This window comes from Pseudomonas sp. CFBP 8758 (genome assembly GCF_014841725.1).
Lineage (GTDB): Bacteria > Pseudomonadota > Gammaproteobacteria > Pseudomonadales > Pseudomonadaceae > Aquipseudomonas > Aquipseudomonas baltica.
Genome location: NZ_JACYUK010000008.1, coordinates 100,372 through 123,004 on the forward strand (window position 1 = coordinate 100,372; position 22,633 = coordinate 123,004).

At 63.5% G+C, this 22,633-nt stretch carries 23 protein-coding genes and 1 riboswitch; of the genes, 11 read left to right on the forward strand and 12 right to left on the reverse strand.

All coding sequences use genetic code 11. From position 1 onward, the window contains the following. Positions 1-59: 59 nt before the first annotated feature. The 7 genes from IFT75_RS18080 to IFT75_RS18110 form a co-directional block, all read right to left on the reverse strand. Positions 60-830 (reverse strand): amino acid ABC transporter ATP-binding protein, encoded by a 771-nt coding sequence (locus tag IFT75_RS18080; RefSeq protein WP_192056004.1) that lies wholly within the window; start codon positions 828-830, stop codon positions 60-62. A gap of 18 nt (positions 831-848) precedes the next feature. Continuing rightward, the gene (locus tag IFT75_RS18085) at positions 849-1,814 is read right to left on the reverse strand and encodes an amino acid ABC transporter permease (protein WP_122478073.1); all 966 of its coding nucleotides are present in this window, start codon (positions 1,812-1,814) and stop codon (positions 849-851) included. A gap of 183 nt (positions 1,815-1,997) precedes the next feature. Further along, a complete protein-coding gene (locus tag IFT75_RS18090; protein ID WP_342214387.1) occupies positions 1,998-3,047 on the reverse strand; it encodes an AraC family transcriptional regulator in 1,050 nt (349 codons plus the stop codon). Between the two features lie 129 nt (positions 3,048-3,176). Next, entirely contained in the window at positions 3,177-4,364 is a 1,188-nt protein-coding gene (locus tag IFT75_RS18095) for an acetyl-CoA C-acyltransferase (RefSeq protein WP_192056006.1), read from the reverse strand. A gap of 32 nt (positions 4,365-4,396) precedes the next feature. Next, positions 4,397-5,158 (reverse strand): SDR family NAD(P)-dependent oxidoreductase, encoded by a 762-nt coding sequence (locus IFT75_RS18100; RefSeq protein ID WP_122478076.1) that lies wholly within the window; start codon positions 5,156-5,158, stop codon positions 4,397-4,399. Positions 5,159-5,173: 15 nt separating this feature from the next. Then, positions 5,174-6,814, reverse strand: coding sequence for an AMP-binding protein (locus IFT75_RS18105; protein WP_192056007.1), 1,641 nt, complete (start codon positions 6,812-6,814; stop codon positions 5,174-5,176). Positions 6,815-6,943: 129 nt separating this feature from the next. After that, entirely contained in the window at positions 6,944-7,924 is a 981-nt protein-coding gene (locus IFT75_RS18110) for a DNA-binding protein (RefSeq protein WP_192056009.1), read from the reverse strand. A gap of 87 nt (positions 7,925-8,011) precedes the next feature. On the opposite strand from IFT75_RS18110, the gene IFT75_RS18115 reads away from it, so the two are divergent. Next, on the forward strand, positions 8,012-9,091 hold the full coding sequence (locus tag IFT75_RS18115) for a site-specific integrase (RefSeq protein WP_192056011.1): 1,080 nt from the start codon (positions 8,012-8,014) through the stop codon (positions 9,089-9,091). A gap of 138 nt (positions 9,092-9,229) precedes the next feature. Further along, positions 9,230-9,553, forward strand: coding sequence for an RcnB family protein (locus IFT75_RS18120; RefSeq protein ID WP_192056013.1), 324 nt, complete (start codon positions 9,230-9,232; stop codon positions 9,551-9,553). Between the two features lie 140 nt (positions 9,554-9,693). Here the strand turns inward: IFT75_RS18120 and IFT75_RS18125 are convergent, their stop codons facing one another. Beyond that, positions 9,694-10,161 carry an Lrp/AsnC ligand binding domain-containing protein gene (locus IFT75_RS18125; RefSeq protein ID WP_185793333.1) on the reverse strand — a complete coding sequence of 156 codons (468 nt, stop codon included), beginning with the start codon at positions 10,159-10,161 and terminating at the stop codon, positions 9,694-9,696. Positions 10,162-10,343: 182 nt separating this feature from the next. Here IFT75_RS18125 and IFT75_RS18130 point away from each other — a divergent pair, with 182 nt between their 5' ends. The 3 genes from IFT75_RS18130 (at position 10,344) to aroQ (ending at position 12,757) form a co-directional block, all read left to right on the forward strand. Then, positions 10,344-11,486: a cysteine desulfurase family protein gene (locus IFT75_RS18130; protein ID WP_192056015.1), complete on the forward strand. Its 1,143-nt coding sequence runs from the start codon at positions 10,344-10,346 to the stop codon at positions 11,484-11,486. 258 nt (positions 11,487-11,744) lie between these two features. Then, on the forward strand, positions 11,745-12,092 hold the full coding sequence (locus IFT75_RS18135) for a hypothetical protein (protein ID WP_192056017.1): 348 nt from the start codon (positions 11,745-11,747) through the stop codon (positions 12,090-12,092). Between the two features lie 212 nt (positions 12,093-12,304). Continuing rightward, positions 12,305-12,757 carry a type II 3-dehydroquinate dehydratase gene (aroQ, locus tag IFT75_RS18140; RefSeq protein WP_192056019.1) on the forward strand — a complete coding sequence of 151 codons (453 nt, stop codon included), beginning with the start codon at positions 12,305-12,307 and terminating at the stop codon, positions 12,755-12,757. Between the two features lie 237 nt (positions 12,758-12,994). Here aroQ and IFT75_RS18145 read toward each other — a convergent pair whose 3' ends face one another. Continuing rightward, the gene (locus IFT75_RS18145; protein ID WP_122478091.1) at positions 12,995-14,713 is read right to left on the reverse strand and encodes a thiamine pyrophosphate-dependent enzyme; all 1,719 of its coding nucleotides are present in this window, start codon (positions 14,711-14,713) and stop codon (positions 12,995-12,997) included. Between the two features lie 166 nt (positions 14,714-14,879). Here IFT75_RS18145 and copC point away from each other — a divergent pair, with 166 nt between their 5' ends. Beyond that, positions 14,880-15,239, forward strand: coding sequence for a copper homeostasis periplasmic binding protein CopC (gene copC, locus IFT75_RS18150; RefSeq protein WP_185793336.1), 360 nt, complete (start codon positions 14,880-14,882; stop codon positions 15,237-15,239). Positions 15,240-15,241: 2 nt separating this feature from the next. Then, positions 15,242-16,093 (forward strand): copper homeostasis membrane protein CopD, encoded by an 852-nt coding sequence (copD, locus tag IFT75_RS18155; protein ID WP_192056020.1) that lies wholly within the window; start codon positions 15,242-15,244, stop codon positions 16,091-16,093. Positions 16,094-16,227: 134 nt separating this feature from the next. Here the strand turns inward: copD and IFT75_RS18160 are convergent, their stop codons facing one another. Beyond that, a complete protein-coding gene (locus tag IFT75_RS18160; RefSeq protein ID WP_043189662.1) occupies positions 16,228-16,443 on the reverse strand; it encodes a TOBE domain-containing protein in 216 nt (71 codons plus the stop codon). A gap of 139 nt (positions 16,444-16,582) precedes the next feature. After that, positions 16,583-17,125: a DUF4946 domain-containing protein gene (locus IFT75_RS18165; RefSeq protein WP_192056022.1), complete on the reverse strand. Its 543-nt coding sequence runs from the start codon at positions 17,123-17,125 to the stop codon at positions 16,583-16,585. Between the two features lie 104 nt (positions 17,126-17,229). Between IFT75_RS18165 and IFT75_RS18170 the strand changes: the two genes are divergently transcribed. Then, entirely contained in the window at positions 17,230-18,252 is a 1,023-nt protein-coding gene (locus IFT75_RS18170) for a GlxA family transcriptional regulator (RefSeq protein WP_122478096.1), read from the forward strand. Between the two features lie 77 nt (positions 18,253-18,329). After that, positions 18,330-19,454 carry a mechanosensitive ion channel family protein gene (locus IFT75_RS18175; protein ID WP_122478098.1) on the forward strand — a complete coding sequence of 375 codons (1,125 nt, stop codon included), beginning with the start codon at positions 18,330-18,332 and terminating at the stop codon, positions 19,452-19,454. Between the two features lie 3 nt (positions 19,455-19,457). Here the strand turns inward: IFT75_RS18175 and IFT75_RS18180 are convergent, their stop codons facing one another. After that, positions 19,458-21,281, reverse strand: a complete 1,824-nt coding sequence (locus tag IFT75_RS18180; RefSeq protein WP_192056024.1) for a monovalent cation:proton antiporter-2 (CPA2) family protein — start codon at positions 21,279-21,281, stop codon at positions 19,458-19,460. 105 nt (positions 21,282-21,386) lie between these two features. Then, a riboswitch (cobalamin riboswitch) is annotated at positions 21,387-21,610 on the forward strand. 130 nt (positions 21,611-21,740) lie between these two features. On the opposite strand from IFT75_RS18180, the gene IFT75_RS18185 reads away from it, so the two are divergent. After that, the gene (locus IFT75_RS18185) at positions 21,741-21,935 is read left to right on the forward strand and encodes a CbtB domain-containing protein (protein ID WP_122478101.1); all 195 of its coding nucleotides are present in this window, start codon (positions 21,741-21,743) and stop codon (positions 21,933-21,935) included. 11 nt (positions 21,936-21,946) lie between these two features. Beyond that, positions 21,947-22,630 carry a CbtA family protein gene (locus tag IFT75_RS18190; RefSeq protein WP_192056026.1) on the forward strand — a complete coding sequence of 228 codons (684 nt, stop codon included), beginning with the start codon at positions 21,947-21,949 and terminating at the stop codon, positions 22,628-22,630. The last annotated feature ends 3 nt before the right edge of the window (positions 22,631-22,633 follow it).

Here is a 22,633-nt window from a genome sequence, read left to right on the forward strand (position 1 = left end):
CTTGTGGCGTGTGCAGCATGGGTGAATCCGTGACCGGTTCCGGCGCGCAGCTCGCGCGCTCAGTGGCTGAGAATCTGCGAAAGGAACTCGCGCGCACGTTCGTGTCTTGGGTTATCGAAGAAATCCTGCGGTTTGGCCTCTTCGATGATGCACCCCTGGTCCATGAAGATGATCCGGTCGGCCACGCGGCGGGCGAAGCCCATTTCATGAGTCACGCAGAGCATGGTGATGCCGTCCTCGGCCAGCTCGCCCATTACGTCGAGCACCTCCTTGACCATCTCGGGGTCGAGCGCCGAGGTGGGTTCGTCGAAGAGCATGATGCGCGGGCGCATGCACAGCGCCCGGGCAATGGCCACGCGCTGTTGCTGGCCACCGGACAACTGGCCCGGGTATTTGTCGGCCTGGTTGCCGATGCGCACGCGTTCCAGGTATTCATGGGCCAGGGCACGGGCGTCGGCATCGCTCAGCCGGCTGACCAGCCGCGGTCCCAGCATCAGGTTGTCGAGCACGGTCAGGTGCGGAAACAGGTTGAATTGCTGAAAGACCATGCCGACCTGGCGGCGTATGCCGGCCACGCAGGCGGCACTGCGGGTGAGCGGGGTGTCGCCGATGATCACCTCGCCCTGCTGAAAGTCTTCCAGCAGGTTCAGGCAGCGGATCAGCGTCGACTTGCCCGAGCCCGAGGGCCCGCAGATGACCACGATCTCGCCGCTGGCAATGTGCAGGTCGATATCCTTGAGCACGTGGAACTCGCCATACCATTTGTTCAGCTTGCGCACACGAACACCGGCTTGCTGGGGAACATCGTGGGCAACGTTCGATCGATTCATCTCAAGCTCCTGGACGGCTCAGCGGTGGGCGCGGTTGAAGTGTTTTTCCAGGCGGGCCTGGACCGTTTCCAGAACGATCGACAGCAACCAGTACAGCACCGCGGCGGTGATCAGCATCTCCAGATGGCGAAACTCCGCGCGGCCCTGGGTGCGTGCCAGAAACATCAACTCCCAGACGCCGATCACCGACACCAGCGAGCTGTCCTTGAGCATGGAGATGAACTGGTTGCCGGTGGGCGGGATGATCAGGCGCATGGACTGCGGCAGAATCACCCGCAACATGGTTTGCAATGGCGACAGGCCGATGGCCCGCGACGCTTCCCATTGCCCACGCGGAATGCTGCTGATGCCGGCGCGGAAGATTTCGGTCATGTACGCGCCGTAGCACAGCGACAGCGCCAGGATGCCGGCCGGCACGGCACCGACCACATAGCCCAGTTGCGGGATGCCCAGATAGATAAGGTAGATCTGGATCAGCAGCGGCACGCCACGGAAGAACGAGGTGTAGAAGCTGGCGATCGCGATGGCGAAACCGTTGGACGACAGGCGCGCGGTGGCGCCCAGCAAGGCGAGTACGAACGCGATGGCAATGGAGATGGCCGAAACGTACACCGTCGTGAACACCCCTTGGGTGATCATGAAACCGACTTTGGTGGCGATGAACGCGTAGGAAAGGTCGAAGGTGTCGAAGAACAGCAGGAACATCAGCAACAGTTCGCACCACACCGTGATGATCTGCGCCCGCAAGGGGAACCGCCCCAACACGAACAGGTTCAGCACCAGCGTCAGGGTGAAGGTGACAGCCACGGCCACGTCACGGGCCAGCGGTGCGTGCAGGTCCAGCAGGATCGGCGCCATCAGACGGCCGAGGCCGCTCTCGCCGAGGCCGGCGAACAGCGTGACGGCGAAGGTGACGGCAGCCACGGTACCCATGAACGTCAGGTTGTCGGTGGCGCGGGGCTTGACGATGTGGTCCTTGAACATGGCATGGACACCTTTGTTGTTGTGTTTTCATTATGGGCGCGCAAAACGCTGGCGAGCACCCTGCGCTTTGCATTGATTCGATGGTGGATCCGGCAGATTTGGCGGGCAGGCCCTGACAAACGCAGTAAAGCGCGAACGATTCGCCGCTCCGGTGGCATTTTCCACGTCACTGGTACGGCCTGGCTAGGCGCGGTCTGGGCCAACCCCATCGAGGATGAGGCTGCGATAGTGGCCGGGGCTTGCGCCGGTCCACTTGCGAAACGCTTTGTAGAAGGAACTGGCGTCGGCGAAGCCCAGGCGCTCGGCGATGTCTTCGAAGGTCGCTTGCGGCTCGGCCAGCCAGAGCACTGCGCGTTCCCGGCGCACGCTGTCCTTGAGCGCCTGGTAGCCAGCGCCCTCCTCGGCCAGGCGCCGACGCAGCGTGGCCACCGAAGCACCGCATTGGCTGGCCATGGTCTCGATGGCGGGAAACTCTGCGGCCGGCAGATTGCGCAGCCTCTGGCGTATGCGCCAGCCGAGGCTGTCCGGATCGCGGTAGCGCACCAGGATGTTGGCCGGGGCACGGGCAAGAAAACGCCTCAACTCGGTCGCACTGCGCCGCACGGGAATGTCCAGGTGCTCGGCGGCGAAGATGAGCCGGGTGCGGGGTCGTTCGAAGCGCAGGTTGGGCGAGAACATCACCTGATAATCGCCTACGTAGCGAGGCGCCGGCCCGCGCAGTTCCATGGCCAGAATCGGAATGCGCCGTCCCGCCAGCCAGCAGGCGATGCCATGCACGATCATCCAATAGGTGAAGCAGGAAAACGCCCGTTTGGGTTCAGCGCTGTGCTCGTGGATGACGATCTCGGCCAGCGACTGCTGGGTCGCCAGACGCCCGTCGTAGGCGGCCAGCATCAGTGCGAGGAACTCCAGGGCGCGCTGCAGCGCGGCGCCTACCGTGGGCTGATGCATGCAGGCTCGGCACAGAAACGCGAAGCTGCCGCGCCGCAAGGGCCGCGCGTCCATGCCGAAGAATTCGTCGTCGAGCGCCCTGGCCAGTTGTCGCCAGAGTCGGGCGTAGCTGTGCACCGGGATCCGAGCCTGGTCATTGCCCAGCAGCATGGGGTCGATACCCGCCGATTGCAGCAAAGGCTGCAGAGGCAGATGACAGTCACGCGCGGCTTCACGCACCAGGTGAATCGAGATCGTATCGCGCAGCGATGGAGCGTCGAGCGGGTTTCGGGTCAGGTTCACTCATCCTCGCTAACCGCTTCTGGGCGAAACGGACCGAACGGCCTGTAGGGCACTCATTGCCCTACCCTTGCGGCCGTCAGTTCTAATCCATCCGTTGGCGCCGAGCAAGCACCCTGACCAAAGACCTGCCTAGTAGACGCATTCGACGGCAATGGCCGTTGCTTCACCGCCGCCAATACAGATCGCGGCGATGCCGCGCCGCAGGTTGCGCTGGCGCAGTGCCGCCAGCAGCGTGACGACGATACGGGCACCCGATGCACCGATGGGGTGACCGAGTGCGCAGGCGCCGCCATTGACGTTGACCTTGTGCGCCGGCAGTTCCAAGGCCTGCATGGCGGCCAGGGTGACCACGGCGAAGGCCTCGTTGATCTCGAACAGGTCGACCTCGTGCAACGCCCACCCGGTGCTGTCCACCAGCTTGCGGATGGCGCCGATGGGCGCGACCGGAAACAGGTGCGGGGCGTCGGCGAAGGCGGCGTGCCCGTGGATGATCGCCAGCGGTTCGAGGCCACGTGCCTGCGCCTGGCTGCGACGCATCAGCACCAGCGCGGCGGCGCCATCGGAAATGGAGCTGGAATTGGCCGCGGTTACCGTGCCGCCCTCGCGAAACGCAGGCCTGAGCGAGGCAATCTTCTCCGGATTAGCCTTGGGCGGTTGTTCGTCGTCGCTGATCAGCAGCGGCTGTTTGTTGCGCATCACCTGCACCGGCACGATCTGCGATGCGAAGCTGCCATCGGCGATGGCCTGGCGCGCGCGGGTCAACGACGCCAGGGCGAATTCATCCTGCACCTGACGACTGAAACCGTGGGCCTGGGCGCAGTCTTCGGCGAAGGTGCCCATCAGTCGTCCGGGTTCGTAGGCGTCTTCCAGGCCATCGAGGAACATGTGGTCGAGTACCCGGCCATGCCCCATGCGATAGCCGTCGCGCGCGCGGTCCAGCAGATATGGCGCGTTGGACATGCTTTCCATGCCACCGGCCACGACCACGCGGGCACTGCCTGCCAACAATGCGTCATGCCCCATGATCATGGCCTGCATGCCCGACCCACACATCTTGTTCAAGGTGGTGCAGGTGGTAGCGTGGGACAGCCCGGCACCGAGTGCCGCCTGCCGCGCCGGTGCCTGGCCGAGCCCTGCCGGCAGCACACAGCCGAACAGCACCTGGTCGACGGCACTGGCATCGACACCGGCACGCTCGACGGCGGCGGCGCTGGCGGCGGCGCCCAGTTGCGGTGCGGTCAGGCTGCGCAAATCGCCCTGGAACCCGCCCATGGGCGTGCGTACGGCACTGACGATGACGATCGGATCTTCATGCATGGGTGTTCTCCCTTGATCTGCCCTGCCCCGGTTCACTTGGCGGCCATGCGCAGCGCGCCGTCGAGACGGATCACCTCGCCGTTGAGCATGCTGTTTTCTATGATGTGGCACACCAGTGCCGCGTATTCGTCCGGCTTGCCCAGACGCGGCGGAAACGGCACGTCGGCGCTCAGCGCGGCGCGTACGTCGTCGCTCATGCCGGCCATCATCGGCGTCTCGAAAATGCCTGGCGCGATGGTCATCACGCGAATGCCATAGCGGGCCAGCTCGCGCGCCGCCGGCAAGGTCATGCTCGCCACCGCGCCCTTGGAAGCAGCATAGGCTGCCTGGCCGACCTGCCCATCGAAGGCAGCCACCGAGGCGGTGTTGATGATCACCCCGCGTTCGCCCTCGGCGTTTGCGGTGCTCTTGGCAATGGCCTCGGCGGCCAGGCGCAGCAGGTTGAAGGTACCGATCAGGTTGATGTTGATGATGCGACTGAAGCTCTCCAGCGAATGGGCGCCCTGCTTGCCGAGGATCTTCTCGCCGGCGACCACGCCGGCGCAATTGACCAGCCCGTGCAGTTCGCCAAAGCTGTGCAGGGCCATGTCCACGGCCGCCTGGGCGGCGTCGGCCTGGGTGATGTCGGCTACCGCGAACGCTGCCTCCAGTTCGCTCGCCTGGGCCTGCAGTGCCTCGGCGTTGAGGTCGACTAGCAGCAAACGGGCGCCAGCCCGGGCAAGCATCCTCGCGGTGGCGGCGCCCAGGCCGGAGGCGGCGCCGCTGACCATGAATACCTTGTCTTGAATGTGCATGAAGCTGTCTCCCTGTCAGGCGCTGGGCGCCTGCTGCTTGGCGATTTCCTGGTTGCGCAGGATGAAGCGCTGCAATTTGCCACTCGGCGTTTTCGGCAGCTGCTCGACGAATTCGATTTCCCGCGGATAGGCATGGGCCGCCAGCCGCTGGCGGACGTGCAGGCGCAAGGTCTCGGCCAACTCGGGGCCGGCTTCGAAACCTGCCTGCAACACCACGAACGCCTTGATCACTTCGGTACGCTCGGCATCCGGTTTGCCGACGACGGCGGCCTCGACCACGGCAGGGTGTTCGATCAACGCGCTTTCCACGTCGAACGGCCCTACCCTATAGCCTGAAGTGGTGATGACATCGTCATTGCGGCCAACGAAACTGATACTGCCGTCCGCATTGAGCTCTACCGTGTCACCGCTCAGGTAATACTTGCCTTTGAACGCCTTGGTCGGCATGCCCAGGTAGCCGCCGAACCAGCACAGCGGCGAGCGTTCGCGATCCACGGCGAGCACGCCCGGTTGTCCGGCTTCCAGCTCCTGCAACCGAGCGTCGAGCACCACGATGCGATGGCCGGGCACGGCAAAGCCGGCAGAGCCCTCGCGAACGGGATGGTCGAGACCGTGATGGTTGCACAGGACCATGCCCAGCTCGGTCTGGCCATAGTGGTCATGGACCACCACACCCAGCTGCTCGGCGAACCAGCGGATCACCTGCGGATTGAGCGGCTCACCGGCACTGCTGGCGATGCGCAGACGGCCGCGCACACCGGCGGCGAAACGTTCGCCGGCCGCAATCAGCATGCGGTACGCGGTGGGCGACCCGGCGAGGTTGGTGATCGCGTACTTGTCGATCACCCGGCAGGTGCTGTCCACGGTGAAGCCGCCGTCGTAGAACAGCGTGGCATGCCCCAAAGCCAGCGGACCGGCGACCGCATAGTAAAGCCCGTAGGCCCAGCCCGGATCGGCCAGGTTCCAGAAGCGATCTTCGGCGCGCAATTGCACGGCGTCGCGCAGGTAACCCTTGAAGGCCAGCAGCGCCCGCAGCGGCACTTCCAGGGGTTTGGCCGGGCCGGTGGTACCCGAGGTGCACATCAGCATGAACGGCGCGTTGCCATCGAGCAGCGTTGGGGGGCACTCGTCGCTCTGCTGCTGGAGGGCGGTCCAGAAATCCTGTTCATCCGCAATCGGCGAAGCGCAGCCCACGGTCAACACACTGGGACGGCATTCGACCTCATCGAGCTTGGGCCGATTGTGCAGGTCGGTGACCACCCAGCGCGCCTGCGAGCACTGCAGGCGCTGTTCGATGGCCTTGGGGCCGAAGGCGGTGAACAAGGGCTGGTAGACGGCGCCGATGCGCCAGGTACCCAGGATGGCGATCAGCAATTCGACGGTGCGAGGCATCAGCCCGGCAATGCGATCCCCGGGCTTGACGCCCTGGCCGCGCAGAAAGTTGCCGAACTGCGCTGCATGGGCCTGCAGTTGTTCGAAGGTGTACTGCGTGGCAACGCCGTGCTGCGACTCGCAATACAGGGCAACCGCCTGCTGGCCGAGGTGGCGATCGCAGCATTCGACGCAGGCGTTGAGCTGATCGAGGGTGCCGTGCAGATCCTGCGCGGCGGTGTCCAGGTAATCGAAGGCCTGGGCGGTACTGGAATAATCGCGCATCACATGTCCCTGCTTGTTGTTATGGGATCTTGTTGATCTGGGCTCGTTGCGACCTCAAGGGCGCCGCTCGATAGTGATCCGCGGACAGCTTGGCGACAATGTTGTCAGCGCTCAGGCTGACTGAGCGGTTTAGCCACCAGGGGCCGGATCAGGTTTCCTGACTCTGCTGCGCCTTGGCTTGAGCGCGTGTTGCTGGATCAGCTGTTGTTCCAGGGTGTCGGCGCGCGCTTGCTGCGCGGTGGCAGCCTGCAACGCCGCCTCCTGCGCCTCGCGGGCACTTCGCAGTTGGGTTTCGAGCTGCTGCAGCGCGTGTTGCCCCTGCTCGGCGGCCAGCGCCGACCGTGCTTCCCGGGCGGCGGCTTGAAGTTGCGCGTCACCGAGCGCGCTGCGGGTTTCCTCCAGACGCTTTTGCAAGGCTTCGAGCTGTTTCTGTTGCTCGCGAGCTTCGAGGTGGCGCGTTTTCAGGTCTTCACGGGCGCGGTCCACCTCACGGTGCGAGCGCTCCTCGACGCCGCGCACGTAGGCCTCCTGGGCCAGGCGATTGTGCTCGGCCTGCTGCCGCTGATCGCGCAAGGCCTGTTGCAAGGCTGCAACATCGGCTTGCAGCTCGCTTCGCGCGCCTTGCAGTTCGACACGCTGCTGCTGCAAGTCTTCGATCTGCACCTGACGCTGCGCCAACAGCTTGTCCAGGTCGGCCAGCCGGGTTGCGGCGTTTTCCCGGGCCGTTTCAGCCTCGCTCACCTGCCGCCGGGCCAGTGCGATATCGCGGCGGGCCTGTTCTTCTACTCCTGCAACCCGCTCGTATTCGGCCGCCAATACTTCGCGCTGGGCCGCGACCGAGTGTTCGACCACCCCTTGGGCGAGCACGCTTGCCTGTTGCCAGACGGCCACGAATGCCTGCGCCACCTCGGCAGGCAGCCCCGGCAGGCGGGTCTCGCCCCGCAGCCGTTGCGCCAGTTGCTCCCACCACTGATCGAGCAAGGCGCCTACTCGCGCCGGGCTACCCCGGCCCAGCTCGAGGCGCACGCGCTCGACTGTCGGCCGCTCGCCGCGGGCCAGCACGGCGTCCGCTGCGGCAAATACGTCGGTTTCAGGTACGCCCACTGCCATGCCACACACTCCACTGGATTAGGTATGATAATAAAAGATTATCCGACTCTAAGTAACGATATATTCAAATATAATACGTTGAACGTAATGAAAAATACATTTGATGTTGCGCTGATCGAAACCCAGCCGCTGGATCTGCACGTTCTGGCAGAAAACACTGCACACGCGGCTCAAGCGTTCATCGCAGCAGGAACCGCTGCCAACACGGTCCGCAGCTATCGCAGCGCACTGAGCTATTGGTCGGCGTGGTTGAAGTTGCGCTATGGACAGGTGCTGGGAGATGCGCCGCTGCCTGCGGCCGTGGCAATCCAGTTCGTCCTCGATCATCTGGCGCGACCTGTCGAGGACGGCAGCTGGAGTCACTTGCTGCCGGTTGCCATCGACCAGGCACTGGTCGATGGCAGGGCCAAGTCCCGCCTGGGCCCACTGGCCTACAGCACCGTTCAGCATCGGCTGGCGGTGCTGGGCAAGTGGCACCGGGTCAAGGGCTGGGACAGCCCGACCGATACGCCTGCGCTGAAAACGCTGCTGCGCAGCGCGCAGAAGGCCCAGGTACGTCAGGGCGTGACCGTGCGCAAGAAAACCGCCATGGCCCTGGAGCCCCTGCAGGCCATGCTGGCCACCTGCACGGACGGCGTGCGCGGCATACGTGACCGCGCCCTGCTCCTGCTGGCCTGGAGTGGCGGCGGCAGACGCCGCTCCGAAGTGGTCGCGCTGCAGGTGGGCGATGTGCGTCGGCTGGATGTAGACACCTGGGTCTATAGCCTGGGCGCTACCAAGACCGATACCGCCGGCGCACGACGCCAGAAACCGTTGCGCGGCCCTGCCGCCCATGCGCTGGCCGCGTGGCTGGCCGCCGCGCCGGCGACTACCGGCCCGCTGTTCCGACGTCTGTACCGTGGCGACAAGGTGGCCAGCCAAGGGCTTGGCGGCGACCAGGTGGCCCGCATCGTCAAGCGACGGGCCCAACTCGCAGGCCTGGAGGGGGATTGGGCCGCACACAGCTTGCGCTCGGGCTTCGTCACCGAGGCCGGTCGCCAGGGCGTGCCGTTGGGAGACGTGATGGCGATGACCGAGCACCGCAGCGTGGCGACGGTGATGGGTTACTTCCAGGCCGGGTCGCTGCTGGGGAGCAAGGCAGCGGACCTGATCAAGGGCGACGACTAGCTCCAGGCCAAGACAAGGATGTCGCAACCGGATGTTGAAACTTCTGCGGAAACATCGGCTCCGGCGCCGGTCAATAGCATGTCAACGCTGACATTTTGGCTGAACCAGAGCCTTATTCGACCATCAAGGATAATTATCATGACCACTTCCAAGCTGCTGCCCCGCCTCGCTCTTGCTGCCCTGTGCGCACTGAGTGTGCCTGCCTTCGCAGCCCAGACCGACACCAAGGAAGAAAGCGTGACCCTGGATCGTCCGGGCAATGGCATGCACGAAATCAAGGAAGGCGACAAAGTCCCCGATTCCTACAAGCGCAAGGAACTGGCGATCGACCCGGCCAAGCACGGCCTGGTGCAGCCTGAAGAGAATGAACAGTGGGTCGAGATCAAGGACAAGTACGTACGCGTGAACATCCCGAACGGCACCATCGTGGAAATGATCGACAAGTCTTCGGTCAAGAAGTGAGATTTGCGCTCTAGTCCGGGTATTCCAGGATGTCTGGGCCGGTAATAACGCGTTGTTTCATCGCAGCCGGTGACCGCTCCTACAGGTAGGAGCGGTCACCGGCCGCGAACCAGGCGCCGCGGTCTGCCAGGCGCTACGCGCTAGATACGTCTGGCGTAGTGCAAGGGCAACACCGTGGTCGACTTGATGCGCTCCATGGCAAAGGTCGAACTGATATCGGTGATGCCCTCTACTTGGATCAGTCGCTTGTACACAGCGTCGTACCCGGCAATATCAGGCACGACGATGCGCAGCATGTAGTCCGTATCCCCTGCCATTCGATAGCATTCCACGACCTCGGGCAGTTCGCCGATAACGGTGTGGAAGTCAGCCAGCCACTGGGCATTGTGTCGCTGCGTGCGCAACTCGGCGAACACCGTCACGGCCACATTCAACTCGCTGGCATCGAGCAGTGCGACCCGCTGGGTGATCACGCCCTGCTGTTCCATCTTCTGTATGCGGCGCCAGCAGGCGGTACCACCCAGACCAATCTGCTCGGCAATGTCTGCCAGCGGGCGGGTGCAATCGGCCTGAAGTATCTCGAGGATTGCCATGTCGAACTTGTCCACGGTAGGTCAGGCCTGCTTGAGTGGTTGATAGGGGTAAGCACGGGATGCAATGTTATTCTCTTTTACGGCCACTCTAGGCAAATTATTTGCTCTAAATCAGGTTGGGCTAGCGTAGAAGTCAATTTTTTTCCCTCCATGCATGGCTAACATAGGCAGCACTGAATCAGACCTGGTCGACACGCATGCCCACCCTCCCCGTATACCTGGATTACGCCGCCACCACGCCCATTGACGATCACGTGGTCAAAGCCATGCTCGCCTGCATGGGGCGCGATGCGCTGTTCGGCAACCCTGCATCGAGTGCCCACGCCTACGGCCAGCAGGCACGCCAAGCCGTCGAATTGGCCAGGCGGCAAGTGGCGGAACTGCTCAATGCTCCCGCCGAAGACATCGTCTGGACTTCAGGCGCGACCGAGTCGAACAACCTGGCCATCAAGGGCTGCACCCGTCCGGGTGACCATATCGTCACCAGCGTGCTGGAGCACAAGGCCGTCATCGACACCGTGCGTGAGCAACACGCCGCGGGCTGCGAAGTCACCTGGCTTACTCCGGACGCCAACGGCCTCATCCAACCGGAGGCCGTTGCTCGAGCGTTGCGAGCCAATACCCGGGTGGTGTCGCTGATGTGGGTCAACAACGAACTGGGCACCCTGACCGATATCGCCCGAGTCGCGCAGCTGGTGAAGGACCACGGCGCACTGTTCCATGTGGACGCCGCCCAGGCGGCCGGCAAGGTCGACATCGATTTGTCCGGCATGGCCATCGACCTGCTGTCCCTGTCGGCGCACAAGCTTTACGGCCCCAAGGGCATCGGCGCGCTGTACGTCGGACCGCGAGCGCGACCTTCGTTGCGCGCCCAGATGCATGGCGGTGGCCATGAGCAGGGACTGCGCTCGGGCACCTTGCCCACCCACCAGATCGTTGGCATGGGTGCGGCATTTGCCCAGGCCTCGGCGCAGATGCACGCCGATAACGCGCACATCGCGCAACTGGCCCAGGGCTTACGCGAAGGGTTGCTGGCGTTGACCGGTGTGACGCTCAATGGCTGCGCGGAGCAGCGGATTCCCCATACCTTGAACGTCTGCATCGCCAGCCCGTCTTTTTCAATGCAGGCCATTGCTGGCCGTATCGCGGTGTCGTCGACCTCAGCCTGCAATTCGGCAAGTGCCACGGCATCCCACGTGTTGCTGGCACTGGGCATGAGCCAGGCTCAGGCTGTGAACAGCTTGCGAGTGAGTCTGGGCCGCTACAGCACCCAGGAGGATGTCGACCAGGCCATTGCCGTGATCGCCGCCGCCCTGCAGGCCCCCGCGCCATTATGGTGAAATCGAAGGCATGGTAACCGCGTCGTTCTTTTCGCGGCCACAGACCGCTCCTACGGCATGAGTGTCCCGTAGGAGCGGTCCGTGGCCGCGAAAGGGGCGCCGCGCAGTGACTAACGTCCCACGATGAAGGGTTCGTAGCCATAACCCGCCCTGGGAGCATCAGAAAATCTCCTAACTACCGTTCGTCGGCTTCAGGGCACCGACGATGGCAATCCGATGCCCAAATCTTCGTACCGATTCCTATAACGGAGAAATACCATGGTCACTCGCACGATCACTCGCTTTGCCCTTGTTGGCCTGCTGTCTGCCACCAGTATGTATGCGTTGGCCGGTTCGGTGCCTCCAGGCAAGGAACCCACCCCTTCGACTCCAAGCACCAGCACCGACACCCGCACTGGCAACCAGATGGGCAACGGTCGCGCAAACGATGCGAACAGCAGCAGCGGCAGCACTACGTCGGGTACCCCGCACGGCCAGGGCACATTCAGCAACGGCACCGGCAACAGCAGCGGCGCCAACAGTGGCTCGATGGGTTCGGGTTCCGGTAACGGCGCAAGCTCGGGCAAAGGTGCAGGCAGCGGCGCAGGCGGCACCAGCGGTAACTGATCCTGAGGCAGACGGGCATTAGCCGCCCCTGCCGTCAGCGTTACCGAAATCGAAGGCGGGTGGGTGTCAGAAGGTGCGTAGAACCGCATCAGGACATGCCACCCGTTTTCACATCCCTCACATACAGCGTCTTTTTCGGTATTCTTCCGGTCCCATCGCCCCAGCGCGGCGCCCTGCCCGCACGGCTCGATCCCATCTGACCAGGAAGCCTCATGTCCCAGATCATCCTCATACTCAACGGCCCCAATCTCAACATGCTGGGTCTGCGCGAACCTGCGGTCTACGGCCATGAAACCCTGGCCGATGTCGAAACCATGGCCGTGCAGAGCGGACAGGAACTGGGCTTTGCGGTCGAATGCCGCCAGACCAATCATGAAGGACAGATGATCGACTGGATCCATCAGGCCCGCCAGCGCGTTGCCGGCATCGTCATCAACCCGGGTGCCTGGACCCATACCTCGATCGCCATTCATGACGCCCTGATTGCCTGCGAAGTGCCAGTGCTAGAAGTGCATATTTCCAACGTTCATCGGCGCGAGGAATTTCGCCATCAATCATTCGTATCGAAGGTAGCGGTGGGCGTCATTGCCGGCTTCGGTACCCACGGCTACAAGCTGGCCATTGCCCACTTCGGCAAACTGCTCGGCGGCAAGACGGCCATCTGATCCGGTTTTTTTACCGCTTTCTGAATCTGTTTTTACTTGCCTCCAACGCTCATAGTCACCTGAACGAAATTTCATTTTCTGGAGGTGTGTCATGGACGGTGTGATCATGTTGACCATCATAACCGCGACCCTGGGTTCGTTCGGTTACGTCATGTACCTGATCCATAAAGAGAGCAAGGAAAACAAATAGGCCGCCGAGTCTGACTCGGCGGCCTGGTCACACTCGCTCGCGAGCGTCTACTTGATGAAGTTGTCGACCAGCATGTGCGCCACATCGTCGGCGCGACCGCTGAGCATGGCCTTGGCCGAATACAGGGCCATATTGGACACCTGCGAGAACTCGATCTTCGGTGGCATCACCAGTTCTTCGGGATTGACCTTTACATCCAGAAGCGCCGGGCCAGGATGGTTCAGGAAGCGCTGCACCGCCGCTTCGAGGCTGGCGCCATCGGACACCTGCTCACCGTAGAAGCCCATGACTTCAGCCAACTTGGCGAAGTCCGGGTTGTGCAGGTCGGTGAAGTTATCCAACAAGCCTTCAACTTTCTGTTCGATCTGGACGAAGTTCAATGAACTGTTGTTGAACACCACCACCTTGATCGGCAGCTTTTCCTGAACGGCTGTGAGCAGATCACCCAGCAGCATGGCCAAGCCACCGTCGCCCGACAGCGAAATGACCTGGCGTTGCGGGTAGGCTTTCTGCAGGCCGAGTGCCTGGGGCATGGCATTGGCCATGGTGCCGTGGCGCAGGCTGGTGAGCGTACGGCGCTGACCGTTGGTGTTGATGTGACGCAGCACCCAGACCATGGGTGAGCCACCGTCGGCGGTGAACAGCGCGTCTTCGCTGGCGTGTTTGTCCAACAGGTGGGTCAGGTACTGCGGGTGAATCAGATGCCCGTCGGTATGGCGCTGGTCATGGGCCAGGGTCTTCAAGGTTTTCTGCCGCACCTTCAGGCAGTCTTCCAGGAAGCTGTGTTCGCTACGCTCGGCCAGCAGTGGCAACAACGCCTGCAAGGTCGGCAGGACGTCGCCCACCACCCCCAGTTCGATCGGGTGGCGACGACCCAAGTGAGCGCCTTTGCGGTCGACCTGAACGATCCGCGCATTCTGCGGGTAGAACTGGCCCCAGGCGAAGTCGGCGCCCAGCAGCAGCAGGGTGTCGCACTCCATCATCGCGTGGTAGCCGGATTCAACCCCGAACACGCCGGTCATGCCCATGTTGTATGGGTTGTCGTATTCGACGAAGTCCTTGGCCCGTGAGGTGTGGGCAATGGGCGCCTTGAGTCGGTGAGCCAGCTCGATCAGCTCGTCGTGGGCACCTTCACAGCCGACCCCGGCGTAGATTGCGATCTTCTTGCCTTCGGCAAGAATGGCGGCGATCCCAGCCAGTTCGTCGGGGCTGGGTTGCAGTACCGGACGAGGCTGGTGAACGCTGAACGGGCGGTCATTCTTGACCTCCGCAGCACTGATGTCCGATGGCAGGATGATCACCGCCACTCCCCCTTCGTTCAAGGCGGTTTGCGCGGCCAGGGTAGTCACTCGGCGCGCCTGCTCCGGCGTGTACACCTGTTCGCAGAACACCGTGCAACTGCCGTAGATGGCCTTGAAGTCCACTTCCTGGGGAAAGTCCATGCCCAGCTCGCTGGTCACGATCTGGCTGGCAATCAGCACCATGGGCGCCTTGTTGCGCTGGGCTTCGAAGATACCGTTGATGAAATGCAGGCCACCAGGGCCGCAGGAACCGGCGCAGGCCGTCAGTCGACCGCTGATGAACGACTCTGCGCCCGCGGCGAATGCCGCAGCTTCTTCATGGCGCACGTGGACCCATTCGATCTCGCTGCGCTTGATCGCGTCGGTGACGTGGTTGAGCGTGTCGCCGACGATGCCGTAGCAGTTGCGAACCCCGGCCTGCTGCAGGGTCTGGATCACGATGTCGGCTACTTTCTTGCTGGCCATGGAGGCCTCCTGGTCAAAGAGTCATGCTGCTTAGGCTTGAGCTCGCGCAGGGAGTTCAGCCCGGCTGGTGCCGCCGAGCTGCAACCGCATGACCGGTCGACGACGTTGCCCGGCGCGCAGGATCATGCTTTATTGGCGGCCTTTTTCAGTGTTCAAGGCCATTGCCATGTCTGCTCGCAAGTTGCTCAGCACCGCCCTGCTCGTTCTCGTATCGCCCCTGGCCATGGCCCACGCCCATCTGACCCACCCTGTGCCCGCTGCGGATACCACCGTCGTTGCCCCGGCGCAATTGAGCCTGGGTTTTTCCGAAGCAATTGAACTGGGTTTCAGCCAGGTGAGCGTGACTGCGGCGGACGGCGACGCGGTAGCCTTGCAGCCCTTGGCCAGTGCTGCGGACGATGCGAAGACCCTTGTGATCAAACCTGCCGCGCCCCTGGCAGCGGGTCAGTACACGGTGCACTGGCAGGTCGTGTCGGTGGATACCCACAAAAGTGCGGGTGAATACAGCTTCACCGTGAGTCCGTGACCATGAGTGTATTGATCGCTCTGCGTTTCCTGCATTTCACCAGCCTGATGCTGGTGTTCGGTGCGTGCATGTTTCGCCCGTTGCTGCTCGTGCACCCCAGCCAGATGGGTCGGTTGCGTAACCTGATCGATCCGTTGGTGTGCCTGCTGGCTGCACTGGCCCTGATCAGCGGCGTAGCCTGGCTGTTCGCCGTGGCTTATGAGCTGGGCGGCTCGCTGGACATGGCGCTGGTTCGACGGGTGCTGGCGGAAACCTTCTTCGGCAAGGTCTGGACGCTGCATCTGTTTGCCTGCGTGGCGGTCCTGGTGTGTCTGCGCCTTCCCCATCCGAAACTGCAAGTAGTGGCCAGGCCCTTGAGTGCACTGGCGCTGGCAACGCTCGCGCCGGTAGGCCACGCAGCCATGCTCGAAGGCGCCGCTGGCACCTGGCTGGTGATCAACCAGTTGATCCACCTGCTGTGCGTCGGTGCCTGGCTGGGCGGTCTGATGTTGCTGATGTTCGTACTGGCTCGACCGGGCGACCAAGACTTGCGCGTGGTGCTCGGTCGCTTCAGTGGCGTGGGGTGTGTGCTGGTGGCCGGGATGTTGATAACCGGACTCATCAACACCCGGGCGCTGACCGGGACGTTCCTCCCGCTGCCTGGCCAATCCGGGTTCGCCACAGTACTGGCGATCAAGCTGGCGCTGGTGTTGGCCATGCTTGGCCTGGCCCTGTGGCACCGGCGTCAATTGGCCCGGGGCCCGCTGGACATCCATGGGTTCAAGCGTACTGTCACCCTCGAATGGGCGTGCGGGCTGGGCGCCGTGGCTGCAGTGGCTTTGCTCGGCACCCTGGCGCCTACGCCGCTGACTTGAGCCATCCCTGGCGCAGACAAAAAAAGGGTCGTGCTCCCCTGCAAGAGCACGACCCTCAAGATCTTTCCGGCTTCAAACTTGACAAGACACCACGGTATAAGACGTGAATGCGTGATCAGTATGCGAGGCGTTTGTTACAGTTTGGCGATGGACACTTCAGTCGATTTCACGAAAGCGATGACTTCGCTGCCGATCTGCAATTCCAGCTCGTGCACCGAGCGCGTGGTGATCACCGAGGTGACGATACCGGCCGGGGTCTGCACGTCGATTTCCGAGACGACCGGCCCTTCGATGATTTCCTTGACGGTGCCCTTGAACTGGTTGCGTACGTTGATCGCTTTGATGGTCATGCAGTCATCCTCGTTAGACATTCGGTCGCACCGCAGTGCGTGAGGTAGAGATTGCACCTACAACCGGATATTTAAAAAGAATGAATAATGCTTTTTATATGCCTTCAAAGAATATGCAGCATCAACCTGGCCCGCCTCGCTATTCGGGCTCGGCAAATCGCAGTGCCTGGCGTATGCCCATGACCTCGGCCTCCAGTTGCGGATAACCCACGGCAGAACCTGCATAGCTGAACCCGTAGGCCATGCCGGGCTGTACCGCTGCGACCAGGGTCTGGGTAATGGCGAGTGTTCCGTTGCGGGTGACCTTGCAGGTGGTCTGAGCAGCTGGCAGGTTGCCCAGCCGGGTCGCTTTGACCTTGGTGCACACGCTCTGGTAGCCGGAGCGGGAAAAGTTGATCTGGATGGCCTTGCGCATCTCCAGCAACACCGCTTCCAGGTTGACCGAATGGTCCTGGGCCAGCGCGCCACGGGTCATCTCGACGATCATCAACGGATCGCCATTGGCATCGGTCTTGGTGGCACGCTGGCGGCTGCCGCTGGGCTGGCCCTGCGCATCGGCCGAGTCGGGCAGGATCTGCACGTCCCAGTCGGCGGGCCAGACGATCACGCTGTCGTCGGCCCACACCGGTGTGCCGATCAGCCAGCACAGCAGCAGGCAGTGGGCGTGGCGCAGGTAGGGCATGGGGCTTGCTCCAAGGCAAAAGGGCCGTCAGTCTCGCAGACCCATGGCCGCAGCACTACGGTAATATCCGCTGTGATCAGCGGCAATCCAGGGAGCAGGCAGCAATGACGCAACGGGTTTTCAGCGGTGCCGGGCAAAGCAAGAACCTGCTGTACCTTGCCTCGGCCAACGGACGCCTGCGCAACACCGACCAGGCAAGCCTGCGCGTGGGGTTCGTGCTGCTGGAGCATTTTTCCCTGGCCGCCTTCACTGCCAGCCTGGACACCTTGGTCACTGCCAATCTGATCAGCCCGGCGGCCTACGCCATTCGCTCCTATGGGCTGGCGCCCGGCCAGGTGATCAGTGATCTGGGCATACTGCTGCAGCCGGATGCGCCACTGATGCCAGGCATGCACGACGAAGTGGACCTGTTGATCATCTGTGGCGGCTTTCGCACGCCGCTGCGGCCTTCCCTGCTGCTCAGTCGAATACTGGCGGACTGCGCGCGTCGCGGCATTGCCCTGGGCGGGCTTTGGAACGGCGCCTGGTTTCTCGGCCAGGCAGGCCTGCTCGATGGCTATCGCTGCGCGGTGCATCCGGAAAACCGCGCTTCGCTGGCAGAACTCAGCCCGCAGATCACCGTCACCCCCGCCAGCCAGGTCATCGACCGCGACCGCGCCACCGCCGCCAGCCCCAACGGCGGTTTCGGCATGATGATGGAAATGATCCGCCAGCAGCGCGGCGAGACCCTGGCCAATGGGGTGGAACACATTCTTGCCTTCGAAGGGCTGCGCTTCAAGCGCACCGGTGGCCAGGCGACCGGCAAGCTCAGCCAGCCGCTGCGCAACATCATCGACCTGATGGAGAGCAATCTGGAGGAACCGCTGTCGCTGGACCAACTGGCCGAGTTCGTCGGCCGCTCGCGGCGCCAGATCGACCGGCTGTTCCAGGACCAGCTTGGCACTTCGCCGCACCGTTACTATATGGAACTGCGGGTCACCGAAGCACGCCGTCTGTTGCAGCATTCGACGCTGTCGATCATGGACGTGGCGATTGCCTGCGGCTTCGTCTCTGTGAGCCATTTCAGCAAGTGCTACAGCGGCTATTTTGGCCACTCGCCCTCGCGTGAAACCCGCTTGGCAGACTGATCGGCTGCGGATGCCGGGGAACCGTGTCGAGCTTTGCCGGTCGACTCCAGTTCATGCCTCAAGCGAGCACCCGACCCATGGAATACGCCCTTCCCGATTCCTTGCTGGCCCGCGTGCCGATGCCCTGGCTCAGTACGCTGATCGCCGCCGCGCTGGCCGTATGCGTCATTCTGCTGATCCGCTGGGTCGGCCTGATCATCCTGCGACGCGTCTCCAAGTCCTTCGTACTGGCGCAGCAACTGGTCGCCCGTGCCGAGCAGCCGACCCTGTGGCTGATGCCGTTGATGGCCCTGCAGGCGGTGTGGACCTCGGCGCCCGACGACCTGCTGCTGATCAATACCGTGCGCCACCTCAACGGCATGCTGGTCACCGCCTGCCTGACCTGGCTCGGCTTGCGCTGTGTCAAGGCCGTGGCTACCACCATGACCCTCAAGCACCCGCTGGACATCGAGGACAACCTTGCCGCCCGACGCATCCAGACCCAGGTACGGGTGCTGGTGCAGTGCCTCAACGTACTGGTGCTGATTTTCGGCATCGCCCTGATCCTGATGACGTTCCCAGCGGTGCGCCAGATCGGCACCAGCCTGCTGGCGTCGGCGGGCCTGGCGGGACTGGCTGCCGGCTTTGCTGCCAAGCCGGTGCTGGGCAACCTCATCGCCGGGCTGCAGATCGCCATTTCGCAGCCGATCCGCATCGACGACGTGGTCATCGTGGAGGGCGAATGGGGGCGTATCGAAGAGATCACCGGCACCTACGTGGTGGTGAAGATCTGGGATGAGCGGCGCATGGTCGTGCCTCTGCAGTACTTCATCGAGAAGCCGTTCCAGAACTGGACCCGCAGTACCTCCAGCATCATCGGCTCGGTGTTTCTCTGGGTCGACTACTCGGTGCCGCTGGAAGCGCTGCGCGTCGAGACCAAGCGTCTGTGCGAGGAAATCCCGCACCTGTGGGACGGCCGTGTGGTGGTTCTGCAGGTCACCGATACCAGCGACAAGGCGATGCAGTTGCGCATCCTGCTCAGCTCGCTGGATTCGTCGCGCAACTGGGATGCGCGCTGCCATGTGCGCGAGCGGCTGATCACTTTCGTCAACAACCGCTACCCCGAGTGCCTGCCGCAGCTGCGCGCCGAAATGTCGACCCGCACGCCTCATCCGGCCAACGAAGACGGGCCGGCCGACGTCGCCCGCCAGCCGCCGGTTTGATTCTCAGCGCCGCGGCGCCCCCTTGGCGGCAGCCTTCTCGTCCTGACGATCGGATTCGAACAGCCGGGCCAGCTCGGCGCGCGCTTCCTGGGCGGTCTGCATGACCTTGGCTTCATCGTCGTAGATCGCGTGCTGGGCCTGCAGCACCTGTTCGTCATGGCGCTTGAAGCGGCTGATCCGCGCATCGGCCTGGGATTGGCTCAAGCCCAGGCCGACCAGCGTTCGGCGGGTGATTTCCAGGCTCGAGTAGTAGGTTTCGCGAACCGCCTGGGCGCCATGGTCGACCAGCCGGTGCACGTGCTGGCGATTGCGCGCGCGGGCGATGATCTTCACGTGCGGGTACAGGCGGTTGACCAGTTCGGCGGTCTTGATGTTGATTTCCGGATCGTCGGTGGCGATGACGAAATACTCGGCCTGCTCGACCTTGGCCGCGCGCAGGATCTCCGGCCGCAGCGGGTCGCCATAGAACACCGGCAGGTGGCCGAAGCTGCGCGAGAACTCGATGGACTCCACCGAGGTGTCCAAGGCTACGAAGCTGATCTTCTGCGCCCGCAGGATCCGCGCAACGATCTGCCCCATCCGGCCCATGCCGGCAATCACCACGCGCGGCGCGTCGCTTTCAATCTCGCGGTAGGCGTCCGGCACTTCCACCGGCGGGGTCTTGACCCGCAGCAGGCGTGCGCACAGCAGCAACAGCAATGGCGTGAGCGCCATCGACAAAGTGATGGTCAGCAGCAAGGTGTCGTACAGGCGCGCGTCGAACAGGCCCTGCTCGCGGCCTATCTTGAACACCACGAAGGCGAACTCGCCGCCGGCGGCCAGCACGATACCCAGGCGTACGGCGCTGAGCCGGCCCAAGCCGCCGGCCAGACGCCCGATCAACACCAGCAACGGCAGCTTGATGCCGATCAACAGCAGCGTCAGCCCCAGCACCAGTGCCGGGCTTTCGATCAGCAGGCCCAGATTGGCGCCCATGCCGACACTGATGAAGAACAGCCCCAGCAGCAGCCCCTTGAACGGCTCGATCTGCGACTCCAACTCGTGCCGGTATTCCGAATCGGCCAGCAGCAAGCCAGCGAGAAAGGCGCCCAGAGCCATGGAGACACCGGCCAGTTCCATCAGCCAGGCGGTGCCGATCACCACCAGCAAGGCCGTGGCGGTGGACACCTCCTGCAGGCCAGTGCGGGCGACGATGCGAAACACCGGACGCAACAGGTAACGCCCACCGACCACCACCACGGCGATGCTGCCCAGCACCCGTAGGCCGTGATCCAGGGTACTGCCCTCGCCTGCATCGCCGCCACTGCCAGCCAGCAGCGGCACCATGGCGATCAGTGGAATCGCGGCAATGTCCTGGAACAGCAGGATGGCAAAGGCCAGGCGACCGTGGGGAGCGTTCAGCTCCTTGCGTTCGGCCAGGCTTTGCAGGCCGAAGGCAGTGGACGACAAGGCCAGGCCCAGACCCAGCACCACGGCACTGTTCAACGGCTGGCCGAAGCCGAGCAATGCCACCGCGCCGATCACCACTGCGGTCAACAGCACCTGGGCCAGGCCAACCCCGAACACGGCCTTGCGCATGACCCACAGCCGCTTGGGCGACAGCTCCAGGCCAATGATGAACAGCAGCAGGACTACCCCCAGTTCCGAGATGTGGCTGACGCTCTGTGGGTCGCCGACCCAGCCCAGCACTTGCGGGCCGATGACCACCCCGGCGAACAGATAGCCCAGCACCGCGCCCAATTGCAGGCGTTTGGCCAACGGCACGGCAATCACCGCGGCCAGCAGGAACACCACGGCGGCTTGTAGCATGTTGCCTTCTTCGGGCATGGGGAACTCCTTGTCGGATGGGAAAGTGCGGACCGCGGCAGCATTCTACAGGCGCCGGCGCTCGCTGGCATGGGCACGGATTGACGGCCCCGCGTCGACATGATTTGCTAGGCGCTTCGTTTGGGTGCCCTTCACAGGGTGAAACGGGAAACCGGTGAGTGCCAGCTTCGATTGGATGCTGGCGCAAGTCCGGTGCTGCCCCCGCAACGGTAAGCGAGAGAAGTGTCAGATCCACTGCGCCTGTCATGGGTGTGGGAAGGCGACGCTTTCAAGGCTGGCTCACGCCGCCCCTCGCAAGCCCGGAGACCGGCCCAGACTGTCTGTGATCGACAAACCCGCGGTGGGCGGGCGCTGTTGCGAGCATGGCGCGCCTGCGCCAGGCTTTCTGCGTGCGCGTGCCCGATTGTCGGAACCACATACCGTGGAGCCGCCACCGTCGGGACCACCAGAGGGAACGCCATGTCCAGCACCGTCTCAACCAGCCCTGAACACGCCCAAACGCATACCGCCACCCTCGCCCAGCGCATTGCGCTGGCGACTGGTACGTTCCTGCTGGGCTGCTGCCTGGTCGGCTTCGCCGGTTTCTCGCATATCGAAGCCGTGCACAACGCCGCTCACGACACCCGGCACAGCGCCGCCTTTCCGTGCCATTGAGGAATACCGAGATGATCAGGCACATCGTACGTACCGCCGGGTTCAGCGGGCTGCTGGCCGCTTTGTTGTTGACGCTTCTGCAAGCCCTCTGGGTCGCCTCGCTGATCCTTGAGGGTGAAACCTATGAAACACCTGCCGCGCAGCATGAGCATGCCGATGCCGCAGGCGCCGAGCACGAGCACGAGCACGCCGAGGCCTGGGAACCCAAAAACGGCTGGCAGCGCGTGCTGTCCACGGCCGGGGGCAATCTGGTAGTTGCCGTCGGCTTCGCCCTGATGCTGGTCGCGCTCTATACGCTGCGGGCACCCGGTCGCAATGCCCAGGGACTGTTGTGGGGGTTGGGTGGATTCGCGGTGTTCTGCCTGGCGCCGAACCTGGGCCTGCCGCCGGAACTGCCCGGCACGCAGGCGGCAGACCTGGCATCGCGGCAAACCTGGTGGATCGGCACAGCCGCGTCGACAGCTGCGGGCCTGGCGTTGTTGGTGTTCGGCCGCGGCATGCTGCTCAAGGCGCTGGGCCTGGCCATCGTGCTGGTACCGCACCTCATTGGCGCGCCCCAACCCGAACAGCATGCGAGCCTGGCGCCCGAAGCGCTGGAACAGCAGTTCGTGATTGCTTCACTGGTAACCAATGCGGTGTTCTGGCTGGCCCTGGGCCTGATCAGTACCTGGTTGTTTCGCCGAGCCCGTAGCTGAATC